Genomic DNA, 24,285 nt, shown 5'->3' on the forward strand with positions numbered 1-24,285 from the left:
GTGCGAACCCGTGCTCTGGTGCGGGTCACCGCTATCTTGAGAAGCGATTCCTCCCGGGCGTGAACGCCCGGGGTTCCTCGCTAGATCAGGCTGAAAACGCCGCGAGGACCTCCTCGGAGGTCCTCGCGAACCCCGCCTGAGCCGGGGCGTCGAAGGAGGGCGGGTCCTCGGGGTGTCCGGGCGTCGGGACCCCGTTCCCGCTGTGCGCGGGACGACCGCCGCCCGGACGCGGCACTAGGCCCGCTGGTGCGCCTTCCATGACCGGTGGAGTTCACGCCGACGCTCGTACTCCCTCTTCAGGCGTTGCCGCGGATCGGTTTCAGTGCTCAACGCAGGCGGGCCCATGACGTGCAGGAGCGCGTAGTTGATGCGGAACCCCGTCCTGTACAGCAACGAGAACGAGTCTTTTCCACGCGGCTTGTCCATCGCCGTCCATTCACTGTTCGCCGGGATCGCGGAAGCGGGCCGCGAGGGTGTCATCGAGCAGGGAATCCATCGCCGTGAAATCTGCGGCCTTCCCCGTCCAGCAGCGTATCCGCCCGGTTCTCACCGTCCTGGTCGGCCCGTCCCATACGAGAGTCGAGCGGAGGACGTGGCGCGGGAAGGTGGCCGTTCCGGTGGTGTCCTGGCGGGGGACCCGACTGAAACGGGCCAGGGTCGGAGCACGGTTACACGACCCGACCACCGCGAGCGATCCGTGGGTGGGCCGGGTACCATCGGGCGTTGAAGAGCCCCGGTCGGGACGACCCACCGGTGATAGCGCGAGCAGGGACGACCCAGCAGAAACGGACACCTGTCTGTGTCTTTGTCTTTCACGGCTACTCTCCGCACCGTCATCACCCCCGGTGTGATCCTCCGCCTCCTCCTGGGCTGGGGCGCGTTCCTCGCCCTCCTGGTCGCGCGACCGTTGCTGTCCACACATCTGCCGACGCCGGTACTGGTGAGCGCGCTGGCGGCGATCATCACCGTGATCGTGGTGTGCGCCTTCGGTGTGGTCGGCGAGGCCGAGCACCTGGCACGCCGTCTGGGCGACCCGTACGGCACGTTGGTGCTGACGCTGTCGATCGTGCTCATCGAGGTCATCCTCATTTCCGCGGTGATGCTCGGCCCGGGTGAGCACGCCACCATCGCCCGCGACTCCGTCATGGCGGTGTCGATGATCATCTTGAACCTCGTCATCGGCGTCGGCCTGCTCGTCGGCGGGATGAGGCACCGCGACCTGCGCCCGAACCGCACCGGCGTGTCCGCCTACCTGTCACTCCTGGTCGTCCTCATCACGGTCGCCTTCGCGCTGCCCGGTCTCATCGGCGTCGACGGTGCCTACACCGCCGGGCAGGCGATCCCGATCATCCTGCTCACGGTGATCCTCTACGCGTTCTTCCTGTACCGGCAGATGGGCGCCCAGCGCGAGGACTTCCAGGAGGTCGCCCCCGGGCCGGGTCCTTCCGAAACCGTCGACCCCGCCGCCGGGCAGGTCACCGAAGAGCGCCCATCGGTGCTCGGTGTGATCTCCCGACACCGGGCGGAGGTGACCCTGCGAGCGCTCGTCCTGGTGACCACGGTGATCCCGATCGTGCTGCTCTCCCACGACATGGCCACGCTTCTCGACGACGGCCTCGATCGGGCGGGCGCTCCGGTCGCGCTCTCGGGCATCCTCATCGCGATGATCGTGTTCCTGCCCGAGACGATCACGGCGATCCGCGCCGCGCACATCGGGGAGATCCAGCGTGTGAGCAACCTCTGTCACGGTGCCCTCGTCTCCACGGTCGGGCTCACCATCCCCGCCGTGCTCACCACCGGTCTCCTGACCGGGAAGACGGTCGTCCTGGCGGAGAGCCCGGCCGACCTGGCGCTGCTCGCGGTGACGCTGCTGTTGACCCTGACGACCTTCTCGGGAAATCGAGTGACCGCGCTGCACGGCGCCGCCCACCTTCTGGTGTTCGTGCTCTACGGGCTCACCGTCTTCGCTTGAGGGCCGGTCAGCACGCTCCGAACCGGTCGTCCGAGGCCCAACCGGTGTCGGCCCACTCCTCGGGCGCCGCCGGGGTGATGTCGGGGAATCGACCTTGCAGCTCGTCGAGCATCCAGTGGGTCAGCCGGGCGGCGCCCTGGGGGCACAGGTGGATGCCGTCGGGGTTGCGGTCGGGTTCACCGTCCCTGCTCGCCCGGTAGTCCTCTCCCCAGACCTCACCGGCCTCCAGGACCTCGGCCCGGCCCTCGGAGTCGGCCGCGACCGAGCGCGCCACCTCCGGGGCCCGGTCCAGGTCCTCCATGTGGGGTTCGTAGAACTCGTCGGGTTCGATCGGTGGCATGGTGACGAAGAGCAGCGTCGCGTCGACCTCGGTGACGGTGTCCACCAACTTCTCGTAGCCCTCCCGTTGCTCCTTTTCGGTGCCCCAGTCGTATCCGGTGATCTGGTAGATGACCAGGCCGGGTTCGGCGGTCTCGACCTCCTCGGGCAACGTCTCCCACTGTTCCTCGGAGAACGGCCCGACGACGTTGCCCCCGCCATCGGAGGCGAGTGACTCGAACTCGACCCCGCTCGCTTCGAAGGCCGCGTCCAAGGCGAGTGCGACGTCCTGGCCAACGGAGTCGCCGAGCAGGAGGACCTTGGGCGGTGCCGTCGTGGTCCGTGCGTCCGAGGCCGGGGGCGTGGACGGGGCGTCCGCTTCGGAGGAGCCGGTACAGGCGGTCGACGCCAGAGCCAGCGAAGTCAGGGCGGCGGTCGTGGCCAGGGCCGTTCGACCGCGGGGAGAGATGGAGGCGGGCCCGGTGATCGTCCCGGTCCGCGTGGGTGACGTCGTGTCGGGGTTCTGTGTCGTGGTCATGGCACCGATCCTCCCCAGGCGGTGTCCCGGTGCCTGCGCCGTCATGTCGCGGATGTGTCGCAGAACCTCCGCCGCCCCGCCCGGGAAGGTCACGACGACCCATACTGGACGCGTGACGGAGATCCTGCTCATCGAAGACGATCCGCTGCTACGACGCGGAATGCAGCTCGCCCTGTCCAGGCACGGCCACGAGGTCCGCACGGCGGACACGGGCGAGGAGGGGCTGCGCGAGTTCCGCGAGAGGAGACCGGGCATCGTGGTGCTCGACCTGATGCTGCCGGGCATGGACGGGTTCCAGGTCTGCCGTCGCATCCGGGCCGAGGGTGAGGTGCCCGTGATCATGCTGACCGCCCGAGGCGACGACTTCGACGTCATCGGTGGCCTGGAGGCGGGTGCCGACGACTACGTGGTCAAACCGGTCCAACCCACCGTGCTCGACGCACGCGTTCGCGCCGTGCTGCGACGCACGGTCGACGTGTCGAACGAGGTGCGGGTCCACCGCGACCTGCGCGTCGACACGGTGTCGCTGACGGTGACGGTGGGCGAGGCGCCCGTCATGCTGACCCCGACCGAGATGCGCCTGCTGCTCACCCTGTCCCGGTCGCCCGAGCGGGTGTACAGCAGGCAGCGACTGCTTGAGGAGGTCTGGGAGCACGACTACCTCGGCGACTCCCGGCTCGTGGACAACTGTGTGCAGCGACTGAGGGCGAAGATCGAGGCCGACCCCGCAGCGCCGGTGTACGTCCAGACCGTGCGCGGGTTCGGTTACCGGTTCGGGCCGGTGTGATGGGTCGCTGGTGGCCCCGAGGTCTGCGCCCTCGCCTGTTGGCGGGCTTCGCGCTGGTCACGGTACTGGGGTCGCTGGCCGCGACCTGGGCCATCACCGAATCGGCCGGCGAGGCGCTGGTGGCCTCGAACCAGCGGCGAATCTCGGAGACCGTCTCCGCGCAGATCGGCGCGGTCGCCCACGAGGTCTCCCATCCGCCCGACCAGGCCGCGCTCGACCGTCTACGCGACAGTGTGGGCACCGACACCCTGGTGGTCTTCGAGGACCTGCGATCGGTCGACGGGACGGAGACCGACCTGATCACCGACGGGTTGCGCGAGGCGGTGCGGGAGGGGGACCGCGTCGTCACCCAACGCGTCGTCGACGCGGACCGACCATGGCTCCTGGTGGGCGCCCCCGTCATGATCACCGCGCCGGACGGTGAGCGCACCCCGTCCGGGATCGAGGTGTACGCCGTGCGGGACCTGTCGGCGGTGCAGGAGGAGGTCGACGCCCTGGTGAGGGCGGCGGCAGTCGCGGGCGCGGCGGTGCTTCTCCTGGCCGCCCTTTTGGCCCTCTTCACCGCACGTGGGGTGCTCCGCCCGGTCCGCGAGCTCCGAGACACCGCGCGGAGACTGTCCGCCGGTGACCTGGACGCGCGGACCGAACCACAGGGGGTGGACGAGCTGGCCGAACTCACCGTCACGATCAACGAGATGGCGGAGTCGGTCCAGGGCTCCATGGCGACCATGGAGAGGATGCGGGCCGACGCCAGGAGGTTCGCCGCGGACGTCTCCCACGAGCTGCGCACCCCGCTGAGCACGTTGACGGCGGTGACCGAGGTCCTGGCGGCCTCAACGGAGGACATGGCGGAGGACGCCAGGGAATCGGCGCGGATGGCCATCAGCGAGACCCGACGGCTGGTCCGATTGGTCGAGGACCTGATGGAGGTCTCCCGATTCGACGCCGGATCGGCCCACCTGCGAGAGGAGGAGGTGGACATGGTCTCGGCGGTCCGCGACACCCTGCGGGCCCGAGACCGGCTCGACCAGGTCGAACTCCACGCTCCTGAGGAGTTGCCCGTGCGCGTGGATCGTCGACGGCTGGACGTGATCGTGGCCAACCTGGTCGGCAACGCCCTGCGGCACGGGGAACCTCCTGTGCGGGTGGGCGTCTTCGCCGACCGGACCCATGTGAACCTCGTGGTGACCGACGGAGGACCGGGCTTGGCCGAACACGTGGTGCCGCACGTGTTCGACCGGTTCTTCAAGGCCGACGCCGCACGTACCCGCACCCCGGGCAGCGGGCTCGGACTGGCCATCGCGCTGGAGAACGCCCGCCTGCACGACGGTGACCTCACCGCCGGTAACGGTGACGATGGTGGTGCGCGTTTCGTACTGCGGCTGCCCAGAGCACCCGGGGACATCGATCCGGGCCGGGAGCGGGGGGTGCGGGGGTGAGATCGGACTTTTCTGCGACGGTGGTGTGTGCGCTGGTGTCGGTGCTCCTGGTCGCCGCGGTGGGCTGCGGGGTCCGGCCCTCCGGTGTCTCCGACGCGGGTGAGGCGCCCACCGGTGTGGCCCCCGGGATGACGTTGTACTTCGTGGACGACAACGATGAACTCCGGCCCCAATTTCGGCGAACCCAGCGCCTGGGCACGGTTTCCGACGCGGTGTCGTTGTTGTTGACCGGCCCGGGCGATTCCGGGGTGCGAACGGAGATCGCGTCGACGTCGGTCACCAGCGTCGAGGTGACGACCCACCCCGAGGCGATCGAGTTGCGGGTGCCCCTGGACATCGGCGACGTGACCCCGATGGGCATCGACCAGATCGTGTGCACCGCGCGGACCTCTCATGTGCAGAACGGCGGATCCGAGCGAACGCGTGTACGGATCCGCTTCGTGCAGTTCACCCCCGAATCGGAGGTACACCGCACCTGCCCCCTGTACGAGTGAGCGCCGCGTCGGAGCGTCAATCCAGTTTGGTCACGTCCACCGTGGCCGGTGGGGGAGCGGGGAGGAGCAGCCACAGCAGGGCGAGGGCGACCATGACGGCCGCGAACGCCACCAGGCCCCCGCGTCCCCTGGCCCATTTCGCGTGGAACCGGACCGGATCCTCGACGAGGTACTTCGACAGCACGGCCGCACCGATGGACACGGCGCTCACGACCAGGGTCCAGGTCCATCCGTGGAGCCCGGTCACCTCGGGGGAGAGCAGCACGATCACCGGCCAGTGCCACAGGTACAGGCTGTAGGAGATCAGTCCCGTCCACCGCAACGGCCCCCAGGCCAGGATCCGCGCGACGGTGGTCCGCGGCGCGTGCGCGATCACGGCGATCAGCATGGCGGCCGCCATCGAGTGCGCGAACAGGCCGCCGGTGAACAACCATGGCGAGGTCGTGCCGTCGACCAGGACCCAGGACACACCGAGTCCGAGCGCCGCCACGACCAGTGCGGCTCCCGCCCATCGATCGACCCCTCGGGCCAGAGCGTCACGGACGGGAGGTGTGGCGACCAACGCGCCCAGCAGAACGGAAAAGGCCCGGGTGTCGGTACCGATGTACACACGGGTGGGGTCCGCCGGGTCGACCAGACAGATCATCAGGACGAGGGAGAGGGCCGAGCCCGCGGCGGCGACCCCCGCCACCCAACGGTCGGGAGCGCTGAGGAGCCGCGCGGCCACCAGCAGCAACACCGGCCACACCAGGTAGAACTGTTCCTCGACCGCGATGCTCCACAGATGTTCGAACACGCGGGCCGAGCCGAAGGCGTCCCAGTACCCCGCCGACTCCGCGATCAAATGCCAGTTGAGGACGTTGAGCTGTACCCACGGTCCGTCCGCGAGCGTGGTGCGCACCATGTCGGGCGGCCCGAAGGACCAGACCAGCAGGGTGACCGTGGTGAGCATGACGACCAGGGCAGGTAGCAGTCGGCGGATCCTCCGCCCCAGGAACGCTCCGAGCGACACGTTCGCGCTCTCCCGGATCTCGCGCAGCAGCAGGTCCGTGATGAGGTAGCCGGAGAGGACGAAGAACAGGTCGACCCCGAGGAAGCCACCGGACAGGTGGCCGGTGTGGAACAGCAGCACCCCGATGACCGCCACGCCCCTGAGCCCGTCCAACGCGGGTACGTGTGTTCTGCGGGTGGGAGGGGCCGGGGAGCGCGCGGTGGTCGGGTTCCGAGTCATGTGGAGAAGGGTGTCCGGCGCCGATGTTCGCCTCGTCCCCGGGATGTCCCGACTCCGTCGCAGAGCCCCTCGGGTGGTCGGACGAGGGGCTCTGCGACGGATCGGAATATCGCCGTCCGGGCCGTCCTTGGGTACTCGTGTGCGCTCGGATCGGGTGTCGGGGTCCCTGAGACCCTGGGGTGTCCAGGGTGGGGCCGGGCATCGGGTCCACCCTGGACGCGCACGCGCAGAACCCGTAGTGAGGACATGACATGGACGCCCCTGCCAGTGACATCGTGGTGGATCACCACTACGACCTGGTCATCATCGGTACCGGATCGGGGAACTCGATTCCCGGCCCCGAGTTCGAGGACCGGTCGATCGCGATCATCGAGAAGGGGACGTTCGGCGGTACCTGTCTCAACGTCGGCTGCATCCCGACGAAGATGTTCGTCCACGCCGCCGACACCGCGCTGGAGACCGCCCAGGCCGGGCGGCTGGGTCTGAACGCCCGGGTCGACTCGGTGGACTGGCAGGGCATCGTCGGCCGGATCTTCGAGGACCGCGTCGACCCGATCGCCGCCGGTGGCGAGGAGTACCGTCGCGGCCCGAAGACCCCCAACATCGACGTCTACGACCAGCACGCCGTGTTCGTGGGCGAGCGTACCCTGCGCACCGGTCAAGGCGATGAGCAGAAGATCATCTCCGGTGACCAGGTGGTCATCGCCGCCGGTTCTCGACCCTTCGTCCCCAACGCCATCGAGGCCTCGGGGGTGCGCTACCACACCAACGAGGACGTCATGCGGCTGCCGGAGCCGCCGAAGTCGCTGGTCATCGTGGGCGGCGGCTTCATCGCGATGGAGTTCGCCCACGTCTTCGACGCGTTGGGCTCCGACGTCACGATCATCTCCCGCTCGGCGCTGATGCGCGGACTGGACAAGGACCTGGGCGAGCGGTTCAACGCACTGGCCGCGGAGCGATACCGCCTCATCTGCGGCCCCACCGCGATCGGCGCCGACGAGTCGGAGGGCGAGGTGACCGTCCGTCTCGACGACGGCTCCTCCGTGACCGGTGACGTGCTGCTGGTGGCCACCGGGCGGGTGCCCAACGGCGACCGATTGGACCTGGCCTCCGGCGGGATCGAGATGACCGACGAGGGAGGCGTCGAGGTCGACGAGTACGGCCGCTCGACCTCGGCGAAGGGCGTCTGGGCCCTAGGCGACGTGTCCTCGCCCTACATGCTCAAACACGTGGCCAACGCGGAGATGCGGGCGGTGCGCCACAACCTGCTCCACCCGGACGACCTGCGTAAGATGCCGCACGACCACGTTCCCGCGGCCACCTTCACCCACCCGCAGATCGCCACCGTCGGGATGACCGAGGCCCAGGCCCGCGAACGGGGCCACAACGTGACGGTCAAGGTGCAAAGGTACGGGGACGTCGCCTACGGCTGGGCGCTGGAGGACACCACCGGTATCTGCAAACTGATCGCCGACCGCGACACCGGCAAGTTGCTCGGCGCGCACTACATGGGTCCTCAAGCGGCCACCCTGATCCAGCAGATGATCACCGTCCTGGCCTTCGACCTGGACGTGCGTCGGGTCGCGACGGAGCAGTACTGGATCCACCCGGCGCTGCCCGAGGTCACCGAGAACGCCCTACTGGGCCTGGAGTTCGATTGATCGAGCGTTCCGACGGGTCGCGGTGACCGTTCCCGCGACCCGTCGGGTACATGACGAGCACGCCGCCTCCAGGTGAAATCTGCCTGAGAGGCGGCCCGCCCGGCGGCGACGGTGAAGAGGCCTCTGTGCAGGTGCCCGGCGCATCGCCGGTCCGGGCCGAGGAGTCGATCGGAATTCGGGGTGCGTTGGCTTCCTACCCAAGAGGGTCGCCCGGTGGTAGGAAGTCAACGCAAAGGGTTCCCCCCGTACATCCCCCGCCCGGAGGCTTCCCATGGATCGCCGGTGGTCGATTCGTTCACGCACGCGTGCCATCGTGGCCGCGGGCTCCGCTCTGGCCCTCACCCTCACCCTCACCTCGGTCGCGAGCGCGGACACCGATGATCCGCGCGAGCGCACCGGGTTCAGCGAGACCGTCGAGATCCCACCGGCCGGCTCGGTCGCCCGGGCCGAGGACCCCGCGCCGAGACTGGAGACCTTCGACACCGAACGCCCGGTCGCCCCCGGTGTCACGCTGACCTCCTTCGACGCCTACGGGCCCGACGCCTACACCGGGACGCCGAACTGGTTGCAGGGCGACCTGCTGACCACCGACCTCACCGGCGGAGTCAGCGTGGACTACCTGTTCCCCGGACAGGTGACCGAAACAGCGCCGGTGAGCGAGCAGGCGGACGAGGTCGAAGCGGTCGCCGCGGTGAACGGCGACTTCTTCGACATCAACGCCTCCGGTGCCTCGCAGGGCGTGGCCGTGCGGGACGGTGAACTGATCCAGTCGCCGATCGCCGGCGACTACCGGGAGTCCGCCGCGATCTTCACCCCCGACGGGCTCGGCTCGATCGGTGAGGTGTTCTTCGAGGGCACCGTGGAGCTGCCCAGCGGCGAGGCGCCGTCGCTGGACGCGATCAACAAGCCGGCGCTGGGCACGGGCGAGATCGCCGCGTTCACCCCGCTGTGGGGAAGCTACTGCCGTTGCCGGGCCACCGAGGACGCGACGCGGACGCTGGAGGTCGTGGTCACCGACGGCGTGGTCGCCGAGATCGTGGACGAGCCGCGCGAAGGAGAGATCGCCCACGACGCCTTCGTCCTGGTCGGTCGGGAGGACGGCGCCCAGACCCTGTCCGCACTGGAGGTGGGCGACGCGGTCGGTATCGACTACGACGCGAGGGCCGCCCAGGACCAAGAGATCCACGCCGCGCTGAACGGCCGTCAGATGCTCGTCGTCGACGGGCAGGCCCAGGAAGCGAGCGAGAACGACAACACCCCGGGCGCCCCGCGCATGGCCATCGGCTTCTCCGAAGACGGCTCGCGGATGTACCTGCTCAGCGTCGACGGTCGGCAGCCGTCCTTCGCCGAGGGGGTGGGCCTGGACGAGTTGGGTCGGATGATGGTCGAGGCCGGCGCGCACACCGCGGTCAACCTCGACGGCGGCGGCTCGGCCACCATGGTCGCGCGCACCCCGGGTGGGGACCGTGTCCAGGTCGAGAACCGCCCCTCCGACGGGGAGGAACGCTCCGTGCCCAACGGGCTCGCCCTGTTCGCCCCCCAGGGCAGCGGCCGGCTCGACGGGTTCTGGGTGCGGACCCGGGTCGAACCCGAACGCGCCGAGGGCTCCGGCCACGTCGCGCCCGGCCGCCCCGACCGCGTCTTCCCCGGCCTGACCCGGACACTCACCGCGGCCGGCCATGACGAGACCTACGCGCCGGTGGAGAGCGACCCGATCTGGCGCTCCGACGACAACGGGGTCGGTTCGGTGGATCGGGAGGGCGTGTTCACCGCCCACGCGGCCGGTACCGCCACCGTCACCGCCAGGGAGCGCGGCGCCACGGGCGACGTCGACCTGACCGTGCTGGGCGAGCTCACCCGGATCGAGACCACCCCCGAACGGGTGGGACTCACCGACGCCGAGGCCGCCACCGTGATCGAGGTCATCGGCTACGACGCCAACGGATTCACCGCGCCGATCGAGGCCGCCGACGTCGAAACGAGCATCGACGAGTCCGTCGCGGAGGTCTCGGTGACCGAGGACGGGAGGTTCGAGATCCGGGCCGTCACCGACAGCGGAGCGACGCTCGCCACGATCCGGGTCGGTGAGGTCGAGACGACCCTCGCGGTCACCGTCGGTCTGGACGAGGTCGTCGTCGCCGACTTCGAGGACGCGGCCGACTGGTCCTACTTCGGTGAGCGCGCCGAAGGGGAGGTCGCGGTGGCCGAGGGGCGGGAAGGCGACGGGGTCGGTCTGACCTACGACTTCACCACCTCCACCGGGACCCGTACCGGCGGCGCCCTGCCACCCGGTGAGGAACTACGGATCCCCGGCCGGCCGCGGGAGCTGCGTGCCTGGGTGCACTCCGAGGGCAACGGGGAGTGGGCGAGCATGCAGGTCTGGGACGGGACCGGCCAGTTGCTGCCCGCGATGCGCGCCGGATACCTGGACGAACCGGGCTGGCGGCAGGTGGCCTTCGAAGTGCCACCGGGCACGCGATACCCGATCTCACTGCGCCGGATCTACTTCGCCGAGACCGAACCCGACGCGAGTTATCACGGCGAGGTGATCGTCGACGACCTGACCGCGATGGTGCCGCCACCGTTGGACGTGCCGCCCACCGAACCGGTCGTCGACCCGGTGGTGGCGCCCGGCGAGACCGTGGCCGGGCAGGACTGGCGGTTCGCCGTGTTGTCCGACGCCCAGTTCGTCGCCCGAGACCCCGACAGCGAGATCGTCGCCAACACCCGGCGCGCGCTCCGCGAGATCCGAGAGAGCGACGCCGAGTTCCTCATCATCAACGGTGACCTCGTGGACGAGGCCGCGCCGGAGGACTTCGCGCTGGCCCGACGCATCCTCGACGAGGAACTGGAGGGTGAGCTGCCCTACCACTACGTACCGGGCAACCACGAGGTGTCCGAGGGGACGTTGGAGAACTTCCGGGACGCGTTCGGGGAGACCCGTCGGGTGGTCGACCACCACGGCACCAGGTTCATCCTCCTGGACACGGCACGGCTCTCCTACCGGGCCGGCGACTGGTCGCAACTGCCGCTGCTGCGCGAGGAACTCGACGCCGCGGCCGAGGACCCCGCCGTGACCTCGGTCGTGGTGGCCCAGCACGTGCCCTTCCGCGACCCGCTGCCCTCCAAGGCCAGCGAGCTGTCGGACCGCAAGGAGGCGACCACCGTCGAGAACTGGCTGGCCGACTTCCAGTCCGACAGCGGCAAGGGCGTGGCGTTCATCGGAGCGCACGTCGGCGTCTTCCACGCCGACCGGGTGGACGGTGTGCCCTACGTCATCAACGGCAACGTGGGCAAGAACCCCTCGGCCGGTCCCGCGGACGGCGGCTTCACCGGCTGGTCGTTGTGGGGGATCGACACCGGTGGTGACCCCACGGCGGACTGGGTGACGACCCAAACGCGCCCCCACGTGGACGGGCTGGAACTGGACGCGCCGACCTCGGTCGCGGTCGGAGAAAGGGCCGAGGTCACCGCGACGGTGGACAACGACGGCACCGCGCTGCCGGTCACCTACCCGGTGAGCGCGGACTGGTCCGGTTCCGAGGACGTCCACATCGGGCCGGTCGACGAGGCCGACGCCGATCACGTGGCCGCCTTCGATCCGCGGACCGGCCGGTTGAGCGCGTTGGCAGAGGCGACCATCGAACTCGACGTCACCGTGAACGGCGTCACCGAAGGGGTCGTCATCGAATTGACGCCCTGACCTCGGGCTTGCACGGGAGCGCCTCAGGGCCGTCCGCCGGTAGGAGGAGACCCTGAGGCCCCCGGTCTCGGTTCGGCGCCTGTCGGCACCCAGGGAAAGCGCATACCCGCCAGGAAAGCGCACGTCATCCCCGCAGCGGAGAGAAGGCGCTTACCTGGGTCGGTCTCACATCGAGACGGGTTGTCGGCGCGAGCCCCTAGCCTCTCGCCATGACGCGATTGGTGTGTACCGACGAGACGATGTCCGGCGATCGTGAAGAGGCGCTGATACACGACTTCGACGGGTTCTACGAGTTCGAGACCGCGTTGGTGGCCACGATCGAACGGGAAGGCGCGCCGGCGGCGTGCGAAATGCTCCTCGCGGACAAGGAGGGGATCGGCACCTCGGAGAACCTGAGGAGACTTTCCGAGAACATCCGACTCCTGATGCTCGAAGCCTTCACGGACCTGTACGAATCGGCTGGTTCGGCGGCCCGACGCGAGTCCATTCTCCTCACGCACGCGTTGCTGTCGTTTTCCTCGGGCAGGCCGGATGATCGTTTGGCGAGCGCACGCCAGGAGGCTTTGAAGGCCGTTCCGAGAAGACGCCACGGTATCCACTTCGCAGTGGAAATGGCATGGGTCGAGCTGGCCTCCGGGCGGGGTGTCCCAGTGGACTTGGGCGCGGAAATGCGACGCGCGGACGCCGCCGGCAACTCCTTCAAGGTGAAAGAGCTGAAGAAGACCGTGCCGATGCTGGACGATCACCACCCGCCGCTCAACGAGGGCCAACCGTGGACGGATCGCGCGCTCGCCGAACTCGTGGAGTTGCCGGCCGCATGGACCGATCTGCTCAGGCACGCGGTCACCGCGAGGGCCCCTCGTCCTGGCGCGGCGTGGGAGAGGAAGGGTCGGGCGCTGCTCGCCGAGCTCGACGCGGAGGCGTTCCGGGACCGGTCCCTGGGCTGGCTGTCGTTGGCGAGCGATCCGCGCACGGTCGAGAATTTCGACGACCACAACCACTTCGCGACCCGTGGCCTGGTGTGGCTGCTGTCGTTCCTGCCGCAAGACCCACGGACGGTTCGCGGTCTGGGGTCGGTGCTGGAGGAGTCCTTGCGAAAGGCGCCGGGCATCGGGCCGGCCCTGCCCAAGCTCGCCAACGCCTGCGCGAACGCCCTGGGCGCGATGGAGGGACAGGCGGCTCTGGCCGAGCTCGCCCGGCTCACCACCCGGGTGACCTACAAGTCGACCCTCAGGCTCCTCGAAAAGGCTTTGGACGCGCGGGCTCAGGCCTTGAACGTGAGTCGTGAGGACCTCTAGGAACCGACCGTGCCGGCCTGCGCTGGTACAACGCCACCGGCAAGCGGGTGAAATCGGTTTCGGCCCCGGTCCGTGGTCGTGAGCGCCGTCGCGGCCACGGACTCGGCTGACCGGAACGTCGGCTGGAGCCGGTGTTCCGGGGGCCGAACGCTGCGATTTGTCCGTTTCGCGAATGTCTGTGTCACATCTGCGTGATTGCACGGTCGGGCCTTGCGCTCTAAGTTCGGTTAGGCAACCCTTACCTTTCGGGGTGGTCCTCGGTGCGCGCACCGAGCGGCCTTTCTCGGCGCATCCCCATGACCTCACCGAACGTCGCCGCGTCGAACCGATGAGTCATGCGCTCAAGGGCGGGTTGCGCCGACTCCAGGGGCATCTGGCCCCACAACCGAAAGGACACCATGCGCCACGTGACAAGGACGGTCGCCCTCTCCACGGCCGCGCTGTTGGCGGTCGGACTCGTGGCGTGCTCCTCGGACACCCCCGACGAGGAGGCCCAGGCCTCCGGGGACTGGACGCCGATCACCATCGAGCACGCCCTGGGCACCACCACCATCGAGTCCCAGCCCGAGCGCGTCGCCACCGTCGCCTGGGCCAACCACGAGGTCCCCCTCGCGCTGGGCGTGGTCCCCGTCGGTATGGCCGCCGCCAACTTCGGCGACGACAACGACGACGGTGTCCTGCCCTGGGTGGAGGAGAAGCTGGAGGAACTCGACGCCGAGACCCCCGTGCTGTTCGACGAGACCGACGGCATCGACTTCGAGGCCGTGGCCGACACCGCCCCCGACGTCATCCTGGCCGGCTACTCCGGCCTGACCCAGGAGGAGTACGACACCCTCAGCGAGATCGCCCCCGTCGTCGCCTACCCCGAGACCCCGTGGGGCACCGCCTGGCGGGAGATGATCGAGTTCAACAGCAAGGGCCTGGGCCTGGAGGAAGAGGGCCAAGAGCTCATCGGCGAGCTGGAGACCGAGATCGAGGCCACCGCGGCCGAGTACGCGCAGATCGAGGGACGGGCCACCATGTTCCTCACCCACGTGGACACCACCGACCTCAGTGAGGTCAGCTTCTACACCGCCCACGACACCCGGGCGATGTTCTTCGAGGACCTGGGCATGGCCACCCCCGGCAGCATCGCCGACGCCACCGCCGAGACCGACCAGTTCGCCCTGACCCGCACCGCCGAGCAGGCCGACGTCTTCGACGACGTCGACATCATCGTCACCTACGGCGGTGACGACCTGGTCGAGTCCCTGGAGGGCGACGAACTGCTGTCCCAGATGCCCGCCGTCGAGAACGGCGCCGTGGTGAACCTGCCCGGCGACGACCCCCTGGGCACCGCCGCCAACCCCACCCCGCTGTCCATCTCCTGGGTCCTGGACGACTACCTGTCGCTGCTGGCCGAGGCCGCGGACGGGGCGCAGTGACCTCGACCCTCACCCCGCCGCCCGCCGGGGACGTCGCCGCCGTGCGACGCCCCCGGCGGCTGCGGGCCCTCTGGCTGCCCGCCGTGGCCCTGGTCCTGGTCGCCCTGATGTTCGCCTCCGTGGCCGTGGGATCGCGCGAGGTCGGCTGGGCCGACATCGTGGCCGCCCTCGGCGGTTCGGCGGAGGGCTTCGACCAGGCCGCCGTCGCCAAGCGCATCCCCCGCACCCTGCTGGCCGTGCTCGCCGGCGCCGCCCTGGGCGTCGCCGGCACCGTCATGCAGGGCGTGACCCGCAACCCGATCGCCGATCCGGGCATCCTCGGTGTGAACATGGGAGCCTCCCTGGCCGTGGTCGTGGGCATGGCCACCTTCGGTCTGAGCTCGGCCGCCTCCTACGTGTGGGTGGCCATCGTCGGCGCCGGGGCCAGCGCCGTGTTCGTCTACGTGATCGGCTCCCTGGGGCGGGGCGGAGCGACCCCGCTCAAGCTGGCCCTGGCCGGAACGGCGACCTCCGCGGCCCTGGCCTCGTTCATCAGCGCCGTCGTGCTGCCGCGCAACGATCTGGCCGGAGGAGTGCGTTCCTGGCAGATCGGCGGGGTGGGCGGCGGAACCTACGACAGCCTGAACCAGATCCTGCCGTTCGTCGCGGTGGGCTTCGTGCTGTGCCTGTTCTGCGCGCGCGGGCTCAACATGCTCGCGCTGGGCGACGACCTGGCCGCCGGCCTGGGCGAACGCGTCGCCGTGGCCCGCGGGACCGCGGCCCTGGGCGCCGTCGTGCTGTGCGGGGCCACGACCGCGGTCACCGGCCCCATCGCCTTCGTCGGTCTGGTGGTGCCGCACGTGTGCCGGCTGCTGGTGGGTCCCGACCACCGGTGGCTGGTCCCCTTCTCCGCCTTGGGCGGGGCCGCCCTGCTCACCGCCGCCGACATCGTCGGCCGGATCGTGGCCAGGCCCGCCCAGATCGACGTGGGCATCGTGACCGCGCTGGTCGGCGCCCCGTTCTTCATCTACATCGTCCGCCGTCAGAAGGTCCGTGCCCTGTGATTCCGTCCCTGCCCACCACCGGGTCCACCCTGGAGTCCGTGACCCGGGGCCGCCTGCGCCGCGCGCGCAGGCGGGGCACGGTCATCGTGGTCCTGGCCGTGCTCGTCGTCGCCGTGTTCGTCCTGACCCTGATGGTCGGCAAGACCTTCTACCCGCTCGGTGACGTGTGGCGGGTGGTCTTGGGCCAGGACGTGCCCGGAGCCTCCTTCACGGTCGGTCGACTACGGCTGCCCAGGGCGGTGCTCGCCGTGGTGGCCGGGATGAGCTTCGGCCTGGCCGGTGTCACCTTCCAGACCATGCTGCGCAACCCGCTGGCCAGCCCCGACATCATCGGGATCAGCTCCGGGGCCAGTGCCGCCGCCGTCTTCGCGATCGTCGTGCTCGGGCTGAGCGGCACCGCGGTGTCGGTGGTGGCGATCGTCGCCGCGCTGGGCGTGTCCACCCTCGTGTACCTGTTGTCGTTCAAGGGAGGGGTGGCCGGGACCCGGCTCATCCTCATCGGCATCGGTGTGGCCGCCATGCTCGACAGCGTCGTCTCCTACATCCTGGACCAGGCGCCCGACTGGGACCTGCAGGAGGCCATGCGCTGGTTGACCGGCAGCCTCAACGGCACCGACTGGAACCAGGTCCTGCCGGTGGTGGTCGCCCTGGCCCTCATCGGTCCGGTGCTGTTGTCCCAGGCCCAGAACCTGGCCCTGTTCCAGTTGGGCGACGACACCGCCTCGGCCCTGGGCGTACGGGTGAACCGCACTCGGTTGCTGGCGGTCACCGCCGCAGTGGGACTCATCGCCTTCGCCACCGCCGCGGCCGGTCCCATCGCGTTCGTGGCGTTCCTTTGCGGCCCCATCGCCGCCCGCCTGGTGGGCCCCAACGGGTTCCTGCTGCTGCCCTCGGCCCTGGTGGGGGCGTTGCTGGTGCTGGTCGCCGACCTGGTCGGCCAGTTCCTGTTGGGCACGCGCTTCCCGGTCGGTGTGGTCACCGGCGTGCTCGGTGCCCCCTACCTCGTCTACCTCATCGTCCGTACCAACCGCGCCGGAGGATCCCTGTGACCACGGACCACTCGCTGATCGTCGAGGACCTCACCCTGGGGTACCAGGACCGCGTCGTCATCGACGCCCTGGACCTGGCCATCCCGCCCGGCCGGATCACCGCGATCGTGGGCGCCAACGCCTGCGGCAAGTCGACCCTGCTGCGGTCGATGTCGCGGCTGCTGGCGCCCAAGGGAGGGCGGGTGCTGTTGGACGGCGAACAGGTGCACCGGATGCCCTCCAAGGAGGTGGCCCGCACGCTCGGTCTGCTTCCGCAGTCGCCGATCGCCCCGGAGGGCATCACCGTCGGTGACCTGGTCGGACGCGGTCGCCACCCCCACCAGCGGGTGCTGTCCCGGTGGAGCCGTGAGGACGACGAGGCCGTCGCGGAGGCCTTGGACGCCACCGGCATCGCCGACCTGGTCGACCGGCCCGTGGACGAGTTGTCGGGGGGACAGCGTCAGCGGGTGTGGATCGCGATGGCCCTGGCCCAGCACACCGACCTGTTGTTGCTGGACGAGCCCACCACGTTCCTGGACGTCAGCCACCAGGTGGAGGTGTTGGACCTGCTCACCGACCTCAACCGGTCGCTGGGCACCACGATCGTGCTGGTGTTGCACGACCTCAACCTGGCGGCCCGCTACGCCGACCACCTGGTCGCCCTGGCGCGGGGGAGACTGCACGCGGAGGGGACGCCCGAGCTGGTGCTCACCCCCGAGACGGTGGAGGCGGTGTTCGGGCTGCGCAGTCGCATCATCGTCGACCCCACCTCCGGCAAGCCGCTGATGTTGCCCATCGGCCGACACCACGAGGTCGTGGAGGCCGGCTGACCCCGATCGGCGCACGAAGAAGGGGGCTCCCACCACGTGATGGGAGCCCCCTTTCGGTGTTCGCGGGGGATCAGTCCTCCAGGGACTCCTGGATCATCGGGACGACCTCGTCCAGGGCGTGGTGGACGCCCAGGGTGGAACCGCTGGAGAAGGCGTTGGCCAACTGCGGGTCGTCCAGGACGATCAGTCGGCCGTCCTCGGCGGCGGGGATGCCCTGCAGGACCGGGTCCTCGTTGAGGAAGTCGGCGGTGTCACCGATGGGGAAGACCACGGTCAGGTCGGCGTCCAGCTCCTCGACGAGCTCCGAGCTCAGGTCGACGTAGAACGCCCCGTCGGCCATCTCCTCCAGCTCGGGCTTGTACTCGAAGCCCAGCTCGGTGAGCACGTCCACGCGGGTGTCGCCGGGCACGTAGGCGCCGTACTGGCCGTCGAAGTAGGCGCCGACCGCGATGGTCAGGTCCTCGAACTCCGGGTTCTCCTCGCGCAGCTGCGCGAACCGCTCCTCCAGCTCGGTGATGAGTTCCTCGCCCCGCGGCTCCTCGCCCAGGACCTGGGCGACCTGGCGGGTCTGACCCTGCCAGGTGGTGCCGTAGGTGACCTCCACGTCGGAGGGAGGGCCGACCACGGGGGCGACCGGGGAGAGCAGGTCGTAGCGCTCCTGGGAGTTGTCGGATCGGGTGTCGAGGATGACGTCCGGCTCCAGGGAGGCGATGGCCTCCAGGTTCGGTTCCATGGTGCCGACCTCGGCCGGCTCTGAGTCGAGCAGCTCGGCGGCCCAGGGACCCACGTAGGGCGCTCCGTAGGCCTGCCAGTCGGCCACGCCCACCGGCTGCACGCCCAGGGCCAACGCGGTCTCGGCGTCCGACCAGCCCATCGCGACGACGTTCTCGGGATGGTCCTCGATCTCCACGTCACCGAACAGGGTATCGACGGTGACGGGGTATCCCTCGGCGGTGGGGCCGGAGGAATCGGAGGAGTCCGTGCCCCCGCCACCACAGGCGGCGAGCAGGACGGTGGACAGGGCGCCGGCGGCGATCATGCCGACACGAGTGGGCGGACCGGGGATCAATGGAACCTCGCTGAATGGCGTTTAGCTTAGCCTTGCCTAAGCGTGATTTGACCAGGTTATCGCCATCCCGAGGCCTATGTGAACACGGGGCCCGCGGCCTGGTCAGAACCCCAGGCCACGCAGCCACGCGATCAGGTCGTCCTCACGCTCACTCGCCCGTTCCGGACTCCAGGACCCCATCTCACGCGAGTCCACCAAGGCCCCGTCGCGCAGGTAGACCACACGATCCGCCCGCGCCGCGCAGCCCGGGTCGTGCGTGACCATGACCAGCGTCGTTCCCGACAGGTGCACGTCGGTGAGCGCGTCCATCACCTCCTCGGTCATCCTGCTGTTCAGCGCGCCGGTGGGTTCGTCGGCGAACAACAGGGACGGTTCGCACACCAGGGCGCGGCAGATCGAGGCCCGCTGCAACTGGCCGCCGGAGACCTGGGTGATGCCATGCCGGCGCACGTGTGCGATCCCGAACCGCTCCAGCAGCGCGTCCACGCGGGCGATCGCCCCCTTCTTGTCCTTGGGGGCGGCCTGGAGGGCGGGCAACAGGATGTTGTCGCCGATGTTGAGATTGGCCAGGAAGTGCGCCTGCTGGAAGACGAATCCCATCCGAGTCAACCGGACCCGGCTCATCTCCCGGTCGTCCAGGGACGTCAGGTCCCGCCCCTCCAACAGCACGCTCCCCTCGGTGGGGCGGTCCATGCCGCTGATCGTGTAGAGCAGCGTCGACTTGCCCGAACCCGACGCGCCCATCACGACGAGGAACTCCCCGCTCGCCACGGACAGGTCGACATCGTCGATGACCCGGGTGGGCGGGTCGGTGGAGTGGTAGGTCTTGGTCAGACCCCGAGAGGCCAGCGCGATCCGCGCCCGCTCCGTCAAGGGCTCTGTCGTGGGCTGTGTCATGGAAGGGCCTCTCAACCTCGGAGCCACGTGCTCTTGTCCACGCGGCGGAGCGGCGCGGTGAGCGCCACGGCGATCAGGTGTCCGGTGGTGATCAGGGCCAGGGGATAGGCCACGTACACCAGCCACGGGTTCGGCAGGAACTCCAGGTGCGCGAGCCCCAGCCCCGCCGCGGACAGCAGCGAACCGACCATGGGTTCCCCGGCCGTGGCCGCGAACACCGTGCCCAGGACGGTGCCGACCACCACGGCGAGGAAGGTCTTGCCGCGCACCTGGGCGATGATCTCCCCGGTGGAGAAGCCGATCGCGGACAGTACGCCCATCCGCGTGCGCTCCCGCGTCAGGCGCAGCCGCAGGAACAGGCCGGTGATGAGCGCCGCGACCCCGAGCGCGAAGACGAAGGAGACCAGGGCGGCGCCCTGCAGGGCCCCGGTCACCTGCGACAGGGTCTGGCGCACGTACTCGCGCATCGGGATCACCGTGGCGGTGTCGAAGCGTTCGTCGTACTCCGTCGCGATCGTGGCGGCGTCGGTGCCCGGGTCCGTGTTCGCGTAGACCATGTGGCCCGCCGCCCCGGTGACCTCCTCACCATGGGCCTTGGCGGTGAACCCTCCGCTGGTGACGTCCTGGTAGACGCCGCTGACGGTGAGCGTGGTCTCCTCCCCACCTCGGCGCACGGCCAACCCGTCACCGATCGAGAGCCCGTACGCGTCCGCGTTCAGCACCGACAGGGCGATCTCGCCGGGGCCGGGGCTCCCGCCGCGCGCGTACGCGATCGCGTCGGGGTCGTGCTCGCCCACCTCCACCCGCAGGGTCTCCCACCCCTCCTCGCCCTCGGCCTCGTACAACAAGGTGGAGAAGGCGCGCACGTCGGTCAGTCGTTCGTCCTCGCGCATGCTCCTCAGCAGTTCGTCGCGGACCTCGTCGACGTCCTCGGAGAAGAGCAGGTCGGCGCGCAGGTCGCTCTCCGCGGCCCCCATATAGGTGACGAAGCGAGGGCTCTCGAAGGTGCCGAGCAGGTTGGCGGGCAGCGTCATCAACACGGTGGCCAGGAAGAACACGAGGGGGAGCAGCACCCACTGGCCGGCCTCGGCGCGCAGGTCCAGCAGGGCCAGACGGCCGTTCACCCCCAGCCCACGGGTCGAGGCGAGGGCGGTGCCGCGCACCCGTCGCGCCCGCCTCCGGTCCCGGCGCGCGGCCCGTTTCTCGTCCAGGACACTGCCGTGGACCAGGGCGCCCACGACCTCGATCCGACGCACCCGGCGCAGGACGGCACGACACAGTAGTAGGACGAACGCGTACACCAGGGCGAGCGCGGCCACCGGCACCACGAACGAGGCGAGGCCCAGCGGCGCTTCGGCGTAGTCCATCCGCGCGCCCCGTGTGAGCAGACCCGTGGCCACGATCGCCGACAGACCCCCGAGGACACACGCCAGGGCGGTCAGGACGCTGTACTTGGTCAGGTACAGCCCGGAGATCGCCCGATCGGGCAGACCGATGGCCTTCATCGCGCCGATCTCGCGGACCTCGTCCTCCAAGGTCCCGCGGATCACGAAGCGCACGTTGAGCAGCGCGATCACGATGAGCAGCAGACTCACGAACACCAGCGCCATCGCGACCAGTCCGTCGCCGAACGCGTTGACCAGGCGGATCATCTGGTAGGTGACGGCCTGTCCGTTCTTGGGCAGCGCCTCATCGGCCTCATAGGCGCGCTGGAGGTCGGCGGCCGAACCGGCGTCGTTCAGTCGGTACTCTACGATGCTCTCGGGGGCGCCTACGCCCGCGTCCTCCAGAGTCTCGAAGTCGGCCTCGGAGACCACGAATCGGGTCGCCGAGGACAGTGACGAGGCCATCTGCGCGTCGCGCACGAACCCGGCCACGCGCAGCTCCAGGGAACCGGAGTCGGTGGCGATCCGGAGCACGTCGCCGACCCGCAGGTCGAAGGCGGTGCGGTGGGCCACCGGGAGGTGGATCTCGCCGGGGGAGGGGTGCGGGGCGGCGCCGGTCTCGTCCAGGAGGAGGTCGAACTCCTCGTTCTGGGTCGTGAAGAGTTGGTCGATGAGACTGTCGGAGAGGTCACCGGACTCACCGGTGTGGGAACGCTCCCAGGACAGGGCCGCGCCATCGAGTCCGATCGCCTCGACGACGTGCCAGGCCTCGATCTCCGGGTGCCGGTCGGCGAAGCGCTCCAGTGCGTCGGTGTCGATGTCGCCGACGTGCATCTGCAGGAAGTGGGGCGGCCTGGCCTGTTCGAAGAGTTCGTCGACCGACCCGAGCATGCGCTCCATGACCATGGCGCCGGTGGCCATGAGGAACGCGCTGAGCGTCAGGACCACCAGGAGCGCCAGGTGCACGCCCTTGTTCCCGGTCAGGTCGTTGTAGGCGTAGCGCAGATATAAGGAGCCCTTCGTCTCCACCGTGATCTCCCTGCCTCGTCCGGCCGCTGGAGTACCGGTCCGTGGGTTCCGGGAAGGGAACCCGTCCGATCAACGTAGGCCGATGCGAGGGTCGGGCGCATCGGGGGAGGACCCCGCACTGTGACGGAGACAACCCCGATTATACCGAGGGTCCGTGCCCTGGTAAGGGTCCGGGACGAGGCGGCTTCCCGGGCACGTCGACACCCACCGTGAGTGAGGTTAGGCTTACCGATGGTCTGCCGGGAGAAGCGGGCATACGGCGTCGAATCGCACATCCCATGGTCGGGTGTGCCACCCGACCCGGCTACCCTGCCCGAGGATCGACCACCCCGGGCGGCCACCGAGAAAACGACGATCAGGGACGACGGACGAACATGACCACAGCCGAGGGACGGGCCGCTCCCGAACCCGCCTCCCCCACCTCATCCGCACCCGTCCCCACCAGCGCGTCCGCCCTACGTTCACGCTCCCTGCGCCGGCATCGCGGCCGCATCACCCTCGGCGTCGCCCTGCTGTCCACGCACCAACTGTGCGAGGTGCTCGTCCCCGTCGTCATCGGCCTCACCATCGACACGGCCGTCGCCACCGGCGACATCACCGCCCTGCTGTGGTGCGTGTCCGGGCTGATCCTGCTCTTCACCTGCCTGGCACTGGCCTACCGCACCGGCGCCCGCCTCACCCTGGGCGTCGTCGAACGCGAGGCCCACCTGCTGCGCCTGGAATCGGCCCGCCGCGTCCTGCATCCGCGAGGACAACGCAGCGGTCTGCGCTCCGGCGAACTACTGTCCGTGGCCACCTCCGACGCCGAACAGGCCGCCACCTATGCCCGCGCCTGGGCCGCGGGCATCGCCCAGGTCACCGCGATCGTGGTCACCACCATCGTGCTGCTCACCATCAACGTCCCGCTCGGTCTCGGAGTGCTCCTGGGCCTGCCCCTGATGCTCCTGCTGCTGCGTGTGCCCGCCGCACGCATCGCCCGACGCACCGAGGCCAAGCAGGCCACCGCCGCGCGTGCCACCGCCATGGCCACCGACCTGGTCGGCGGCCTGCGCGTGCTCATGGGTATCGGTGCCCGCCACAACGCCTCCCTGCGCTACGGCCGGTCCAGCGACCGCGCCCTGACCGCGTCGGTCGGCGCCGCCGCCAGCAACGGCGTCTACAAGGGACTGGTCACCGCGTCGGGCGCCGTCTTCCTGGCCTGCGTGGCCGGTGCCTCCGGATGGATGGCCCTCCAAGGACACCTCACCATCGGCGAACTCATCATCGTCGTGGGCCTGGCCCAGTTCCTCGCCGAACCCATCCAGGGGTTGGGGATGGTCGGCCAGATGTTCGCCATCGCCCGAGCCTCCGCCCGACGCCTGGTGCGACTGCTCAACGCCCCCGACGCCGTCACCCCCGGCGAGCGAGACCTGCCCCAAGGCCCGCCCGAACACGAACCCCTGGTCGAACTCCGCGAGGTCGGCCACCGCACCCTGGACGGCGTCGACCTCACCCTGCGCCCCGGAGAGTTCCTCGGCGTGCTCGCCACCGACCCCCGCGACGCCGAGGCCCTCGTCGACCTCCTGGCCGGTCGCGCCGCCGACGCCCGCGGAACCACCCTGGTCGCCGGTGTCCCCCTCGCCGAACTCGACCTTGCCTCCCTGCGCGGTACCGTCCTGGTCGAGGAACACGGCAGCTTCCTGTTCGAGGGCACCCTGCGCTCCAACCTGACCACCGGCGACCTCGACGAGGACCACCTGCTCACCGCACTCGACGCGGCCGCCGCCGGTGAACTCGTCACCGGCCACCTCGACGGCCTCGACCGTCCCATCACCGACCGCGCCGGCAACCTCTCCGGCGGCCAACGCCAACGCGTGGCCCTGGCCCGCGCGCTGGCCGCCGCCCCGCCCGTGCTCGTCCTGCACGACCCCACCACCGCGGTCGACGCCGTCACCGAGGAGGCCATCGCCCAGGGCACCGCCGCGCTGCGCGCCGCCCACGGCGGCGGCACCATCGTCATCGCGAGCAGCCCGGCGCTGCTCGCCCGCGCCGACCGCGTCCTGGTCCTGCGCGAGGGTCGCGTGCGCGCGCAGGACACCCACATCCGACTGGCCGAGGACGACCCCCACTACCGCGAGGCGGTCCTGCGTTGAGCACCGA

18 protein-coding genes are annotated in these 24,285 nt (G+C 69.9%); 12 read left to right on the forward strand and 6 right to left on the reverse strand.

What is annotated here, in order from left to right:
• Window positions 1-234: 234 nt before the first annotated feature.
• The gene (locus ABZ717_RS14270) at window positions 235-426 is read right to left on the reverse strand and encodes a hypothetical protein (RefSeq protein WP_358509714.1); all 192 of its coding nucleotides are present in this window, start codon (window positions 424-426) and stop codon (window positions 235-237) included.
• Window positions 427-847: 421 nt separating this feature from the next.
• On the opposite strand from ABZ717_RS14270, the gene ABZ717_RS14275 reads away from it, so the two are divergent.
• Window positions 848-1,972 carry a calcium:proton antiporter gene (locus ABZ717_RS14275; protein WP_358509533.1) on the forward strand — a complete coding sequence of 375 codons (1,125 nt, stop codon included), beginning with the start codon at window positions 848-850 and terminating at the stop codon, window positions 1,970-1,972.
• Window positions 1,973-1,979: 7 nt separating this feature from the next.
• Here the strand turns inward: ABZ717_RS14275 and ABZ717_RS14280 are convergent, their stop codons facing one another.
• Window positions 1,980-2,828: an SGNH/GDSL hydrolase family protein gene (locus ABZ717_RS14280; RefSeq protein ID WP_358509536.1), complete on the reverse strand. Its 849-nt coding sequence runs from the start codon at window positions 2,826-2,828 to the stop codon at window positions 1,980-1,982.
• A gap of 112 nt (window positions 2,829-2,940) precedes the next feature.
• Between ABZ717_RS14280 and ABZ717_RS14285 the strand changes: the two genes are divergently transcribed.
• The 3 genes from ABZ717_RS14285 to ABZ717_RS14295 are packed head-to-tail and all read left to right on the forward strand — an operon-like array spanning window position 2,941 to window position 5,548.
• Window positions 2,941-3,615 (forward strand): response regulator transcription factor, encoded by a 675-nt coding sequence (locus tag ABZ717_RS14285; protein WP_358509539.1) that lies wholly within the window; start codon window positions 2,941-2,943, stop codon window positions 3,613-3,615.
• Window positions 3,615-5,054 (forward strand): HAMP domain-containing sensor histidine kinase, encoded by a 1,440-nt coding sequence (locus ABZ717_RS14290; protein WP_358509542.1) that lies wholly within the window; start codon window positions 3,615-3,617, stop codon window positions 5,052-5,054. Before ABZ717_RS14285 ends, ABZ717_RS14290 begins: the two co-directional genes overlap by 1 nt.
• A 35-nt stretch (window positions 5,055-5,089) precedes the next feature.
• On the forward strand, window positions 5,090-5,548 hold the full coding sequence (locus ABZ717_RS14295) for a hypothetical protein (protein WP_358509544.1): 459 nt from the start codon (window positions 5,090-5,092) through the stop codon (window positions 5,546-5,548).
• Window positions 5,549-5,564: 16 nt separating this feature from the next.
• Here ABZ717_RS14295 and ABZ717_RS14300 read toward each other — a convergent pair whose 3' ends face one another.
• Window positions 5,565-6,779 (reverse strand): acyltransferase, encoded by a 1,215-nt coding sequence (locus ABZ717_RS14300; protein WP_358509547.1) that lies wholly within the window; start codon window positions 6,777-6,779, stop codon window positions 5,565-5,567.
• 251 nt (window positions 6,780-7,030) lie between these two features.
• Between ABZ717_RS14300 and mtr the strand changes: the two genes are divergently transcribed.
• The 7 genes from mtr (at window position 7,031) to ABZ717_RS14335 (ending at window position 17,766) form a co-directional block, all read left to right on the forward strand.
• Window positions 7,031-8,440, forward strand: a complete 1,410-nt coding sequence (gene mtr, locus ABZ717_RS14305) for a mycothione reductase (RefSeq protein WP_358509549.1) — start codon at window positions 7,031-7,033, stop codon at window positions 8,438-8,440.
• A gap of 271 nt (window positions 8,441-8,711) precedes the next feature.
• On the forward strand, window positions 8,712-12,143 hold the full coding sequence (locus ABZ717_RS14310; RefSeq protein WP_358509552.1) for a phosphodiester glycosidase family protein: 3,432 nt from the start codon (window positions 8,712-8,714) through the stop codon (window positions 12,141-12,143).
• 209 nt (window positions 12,144-12,352) lie between these two features.
• A complete protein-coding gene (locus tag ABZ717_RS14315) occupies window positions 12,353-13,441 on the forward strand; it encodes a hypothetical protein (RefSeq protein ID WP_358509555.1) in 1,089 nt (362 codons plus the stop codon).
• A 398-nt stretch (window positions 13,442-13,839) separates the two neighbouring features.
• Window positions 13,840-14,865 (forward strand): iron-siderophore ABC transporter substrate-binding protein, encoded by a 1,026-nt coding sequence (locus ABZ717_RS14320; protein WP_358509558.1) that lies wholly within the window; start codon window positions 13,840-13,842, stop codon window positions 14,863-14,865.
• Window positions 14,862-15,908 (forward strand): iron ABC transporter permease, encoded by a 1,047-nt coding sequence (locus ABZ717_RS14325; RefSeq protein ID WP_358509560.1) that lies wholly within the window; start codon window positions 14,862-14,864, stop codon window positions 15,906-15,908. Before ABZ717_RS14320 ends, ABZ717_RS14325 begins: the two co-directional genes overlap by 4 nt.
• The gene (locus ABZ717_RS14330; protein ID WP_358509563.1) at window positions 15,905-16,957 is read left to right on the forward strand and encodes an iron chelate uptake ABC transporter family permease subunit; all 1,053 of its coding nucleotides are present in this window, start codon (window positions 15,905-15,907) and stop codon (window positions 16,955-16,957) included. Before ABZ717_RS14325 ends, ABZ717_RS14330 begins: the two co-directional genes overlap by 4 nt.
• Entirely contained in the window at window positions 16,954-17,766 is an 813-nt protein-coding gene (locus ABZ717_RS14335; protein WP_358509566.1) for an ABC transporter ATP-binding protein, read from the forward strand. The genes ABZ717_RS14330 and ABZ717_RS14335 overlap by 4 nt, the downstream gene beginning before the upstream one ends.
• A gap of 70 nt (window positions 17,767-17,836) precedes the next feature.
• On the opposite strand, the gene ABZ717_RS14340 is transcribed toward ABZ717_RS14335, so the two are convergent.
• The 3 genes from ABZ717_RS14340 to ABZ717_RS14350 all read right to left on the reverse strand — a co-directional run bounded on the left by ABZ717_RS14340 (window position 17,837) and on the right by ABZ717_RS14350 (window position 22,146).
• Window positions 17,837-18,835, reverse strand: a complete 999-nt coding sequence (locus tag ABZ717_RS14340; protein WP_358509569.1) for an iron-siderophore ABC transporter substrate-binding protein — start codon at window positions 18,833-18,835, stop codon at window positions 17,837-17,839.
• A 102-nt stretch (window positions 18,836-18,937) separates the two neighbouring features.
• Window positions 18,938-19,732, reverse strand: coding sequence for an ABC transporter ATP-binding protein (locus ABZ717_RS14345; protein ID WP_358509571.1), 795 nt, complete (start codon window positions 19,730-19,732; stop codon window positions 18,938-18,940).
• A gap of 11 nt (window positions 19,733-19,743) precedes the next feature.
• Window positions 19,744-22,146, reverse strand: coding sequence for an ABC transporter permease (locus ABZ717_RS14350; protein WP_358509574.1), 2,403 nt, complete (start codon window positions 22,144-22,146; stop codon window positions 19,744-19,746).
• 374 nt (window positions 22,147-22,520) lie between these two features.
• Here ABZ717_RS14350 and ABZ717_RS14355 point away from each other — a divergent pair, with 374 nt between their 5' ends.
• Window positions 22,521-24,278: an ABC transporter ATP-binding protein gene (locus tag ABZ717_RS14355; RefSeq protein WP_358509577.1), complete on the forward strand. Its 1,758-nt coding sequence runs from the start codon at window positions 22,521-22,523 to the stop codon at window positions 24,276-24,278.
• Window positions 24,279-24,285 lie beyond the last annotated feature (7 nt).

Origin of the sequence: Nocardiopsis sp. NPDC006832, assembly GCF_040635885.1 — a bacterium.
Lineage (GTDB): Bacteria > Actinomycetota > Actinomycetes > Streptosporangiales > Streptosporangiaceae > Nocardiopsis.

Bases quoted from the DNA above. Each gene is read 5' to 3' on its own strand.
- ABZ717_RS14270 (WP_358509714.1), bottom strand. From the start codon at position 426: ATGGACAAGCCGCGTGGAAAAGACTCGTTCTCGTTGCTGTACAGGACG.
- ABZ717_RS14280 (WP_358509536.1), bottom strand. From the start codon at position 2,828: ATGACCACGACACAGAACCCCGACACGACGTCACCCACGCGGACCGGG.
- ABZ717_RS14290 (WP_358509542.1), top strand. From the start codon at position 3,615: ATGGGTCGCTGGTGGCCCCGAGGTCTGCGCCCTCGCCTGTTGGCGGGC.
- ABZ717_RS14300 (WP_358509547.1), bottom strand. From the start codon at position 6,779: ATGACTCGGAACCCGACCACCGCGCGCTCCCCGGCCCCTCCCACCCGC.
- mtr (WP_358509549.1), top strand. From the start codon at position 7,031: ATGGACGCCCCTGCCAGTGACATCGTGGTGGATCACCACTACGACCTG.
- ABZ717_RS14310 (WP_358509552.1), top strand. From the start codon at position 8,712: ATGGATCGCCGGTGGTCGATTCGTTCACGCACGCGTGCCATCGTGGCC.
- ABZ717_RS14315 (WP_358509555.1), top strand. From the start codon at position 12,353: ATGACGCGATTGGTGTGTACCGACGAGACGATGTCCGGCGATCGTGAA.
- ABZ717_RS14320 (WP_358509558.1), top strand. From the start codon at position 13,840: ATGCGCCACGTGACAAGGACGGTCGCCCTCTCCACGGCCGCGCTGTTG.
- ABZ717_RS14345 (WP_358509571.1), bottom strand. From the start codon at position 19,732: ATGACACAGCCCACGACAGAGCCCTTGACGGAGCGGGCGCGGATCGCG.
- ABZ717_RS14355 (WP_358509577.1), top strand. From the start codon at position 22,521: ATGACCACAGCCGAGGGACGGGCCGCTCCCGAACCCGCCTCCCCCACC.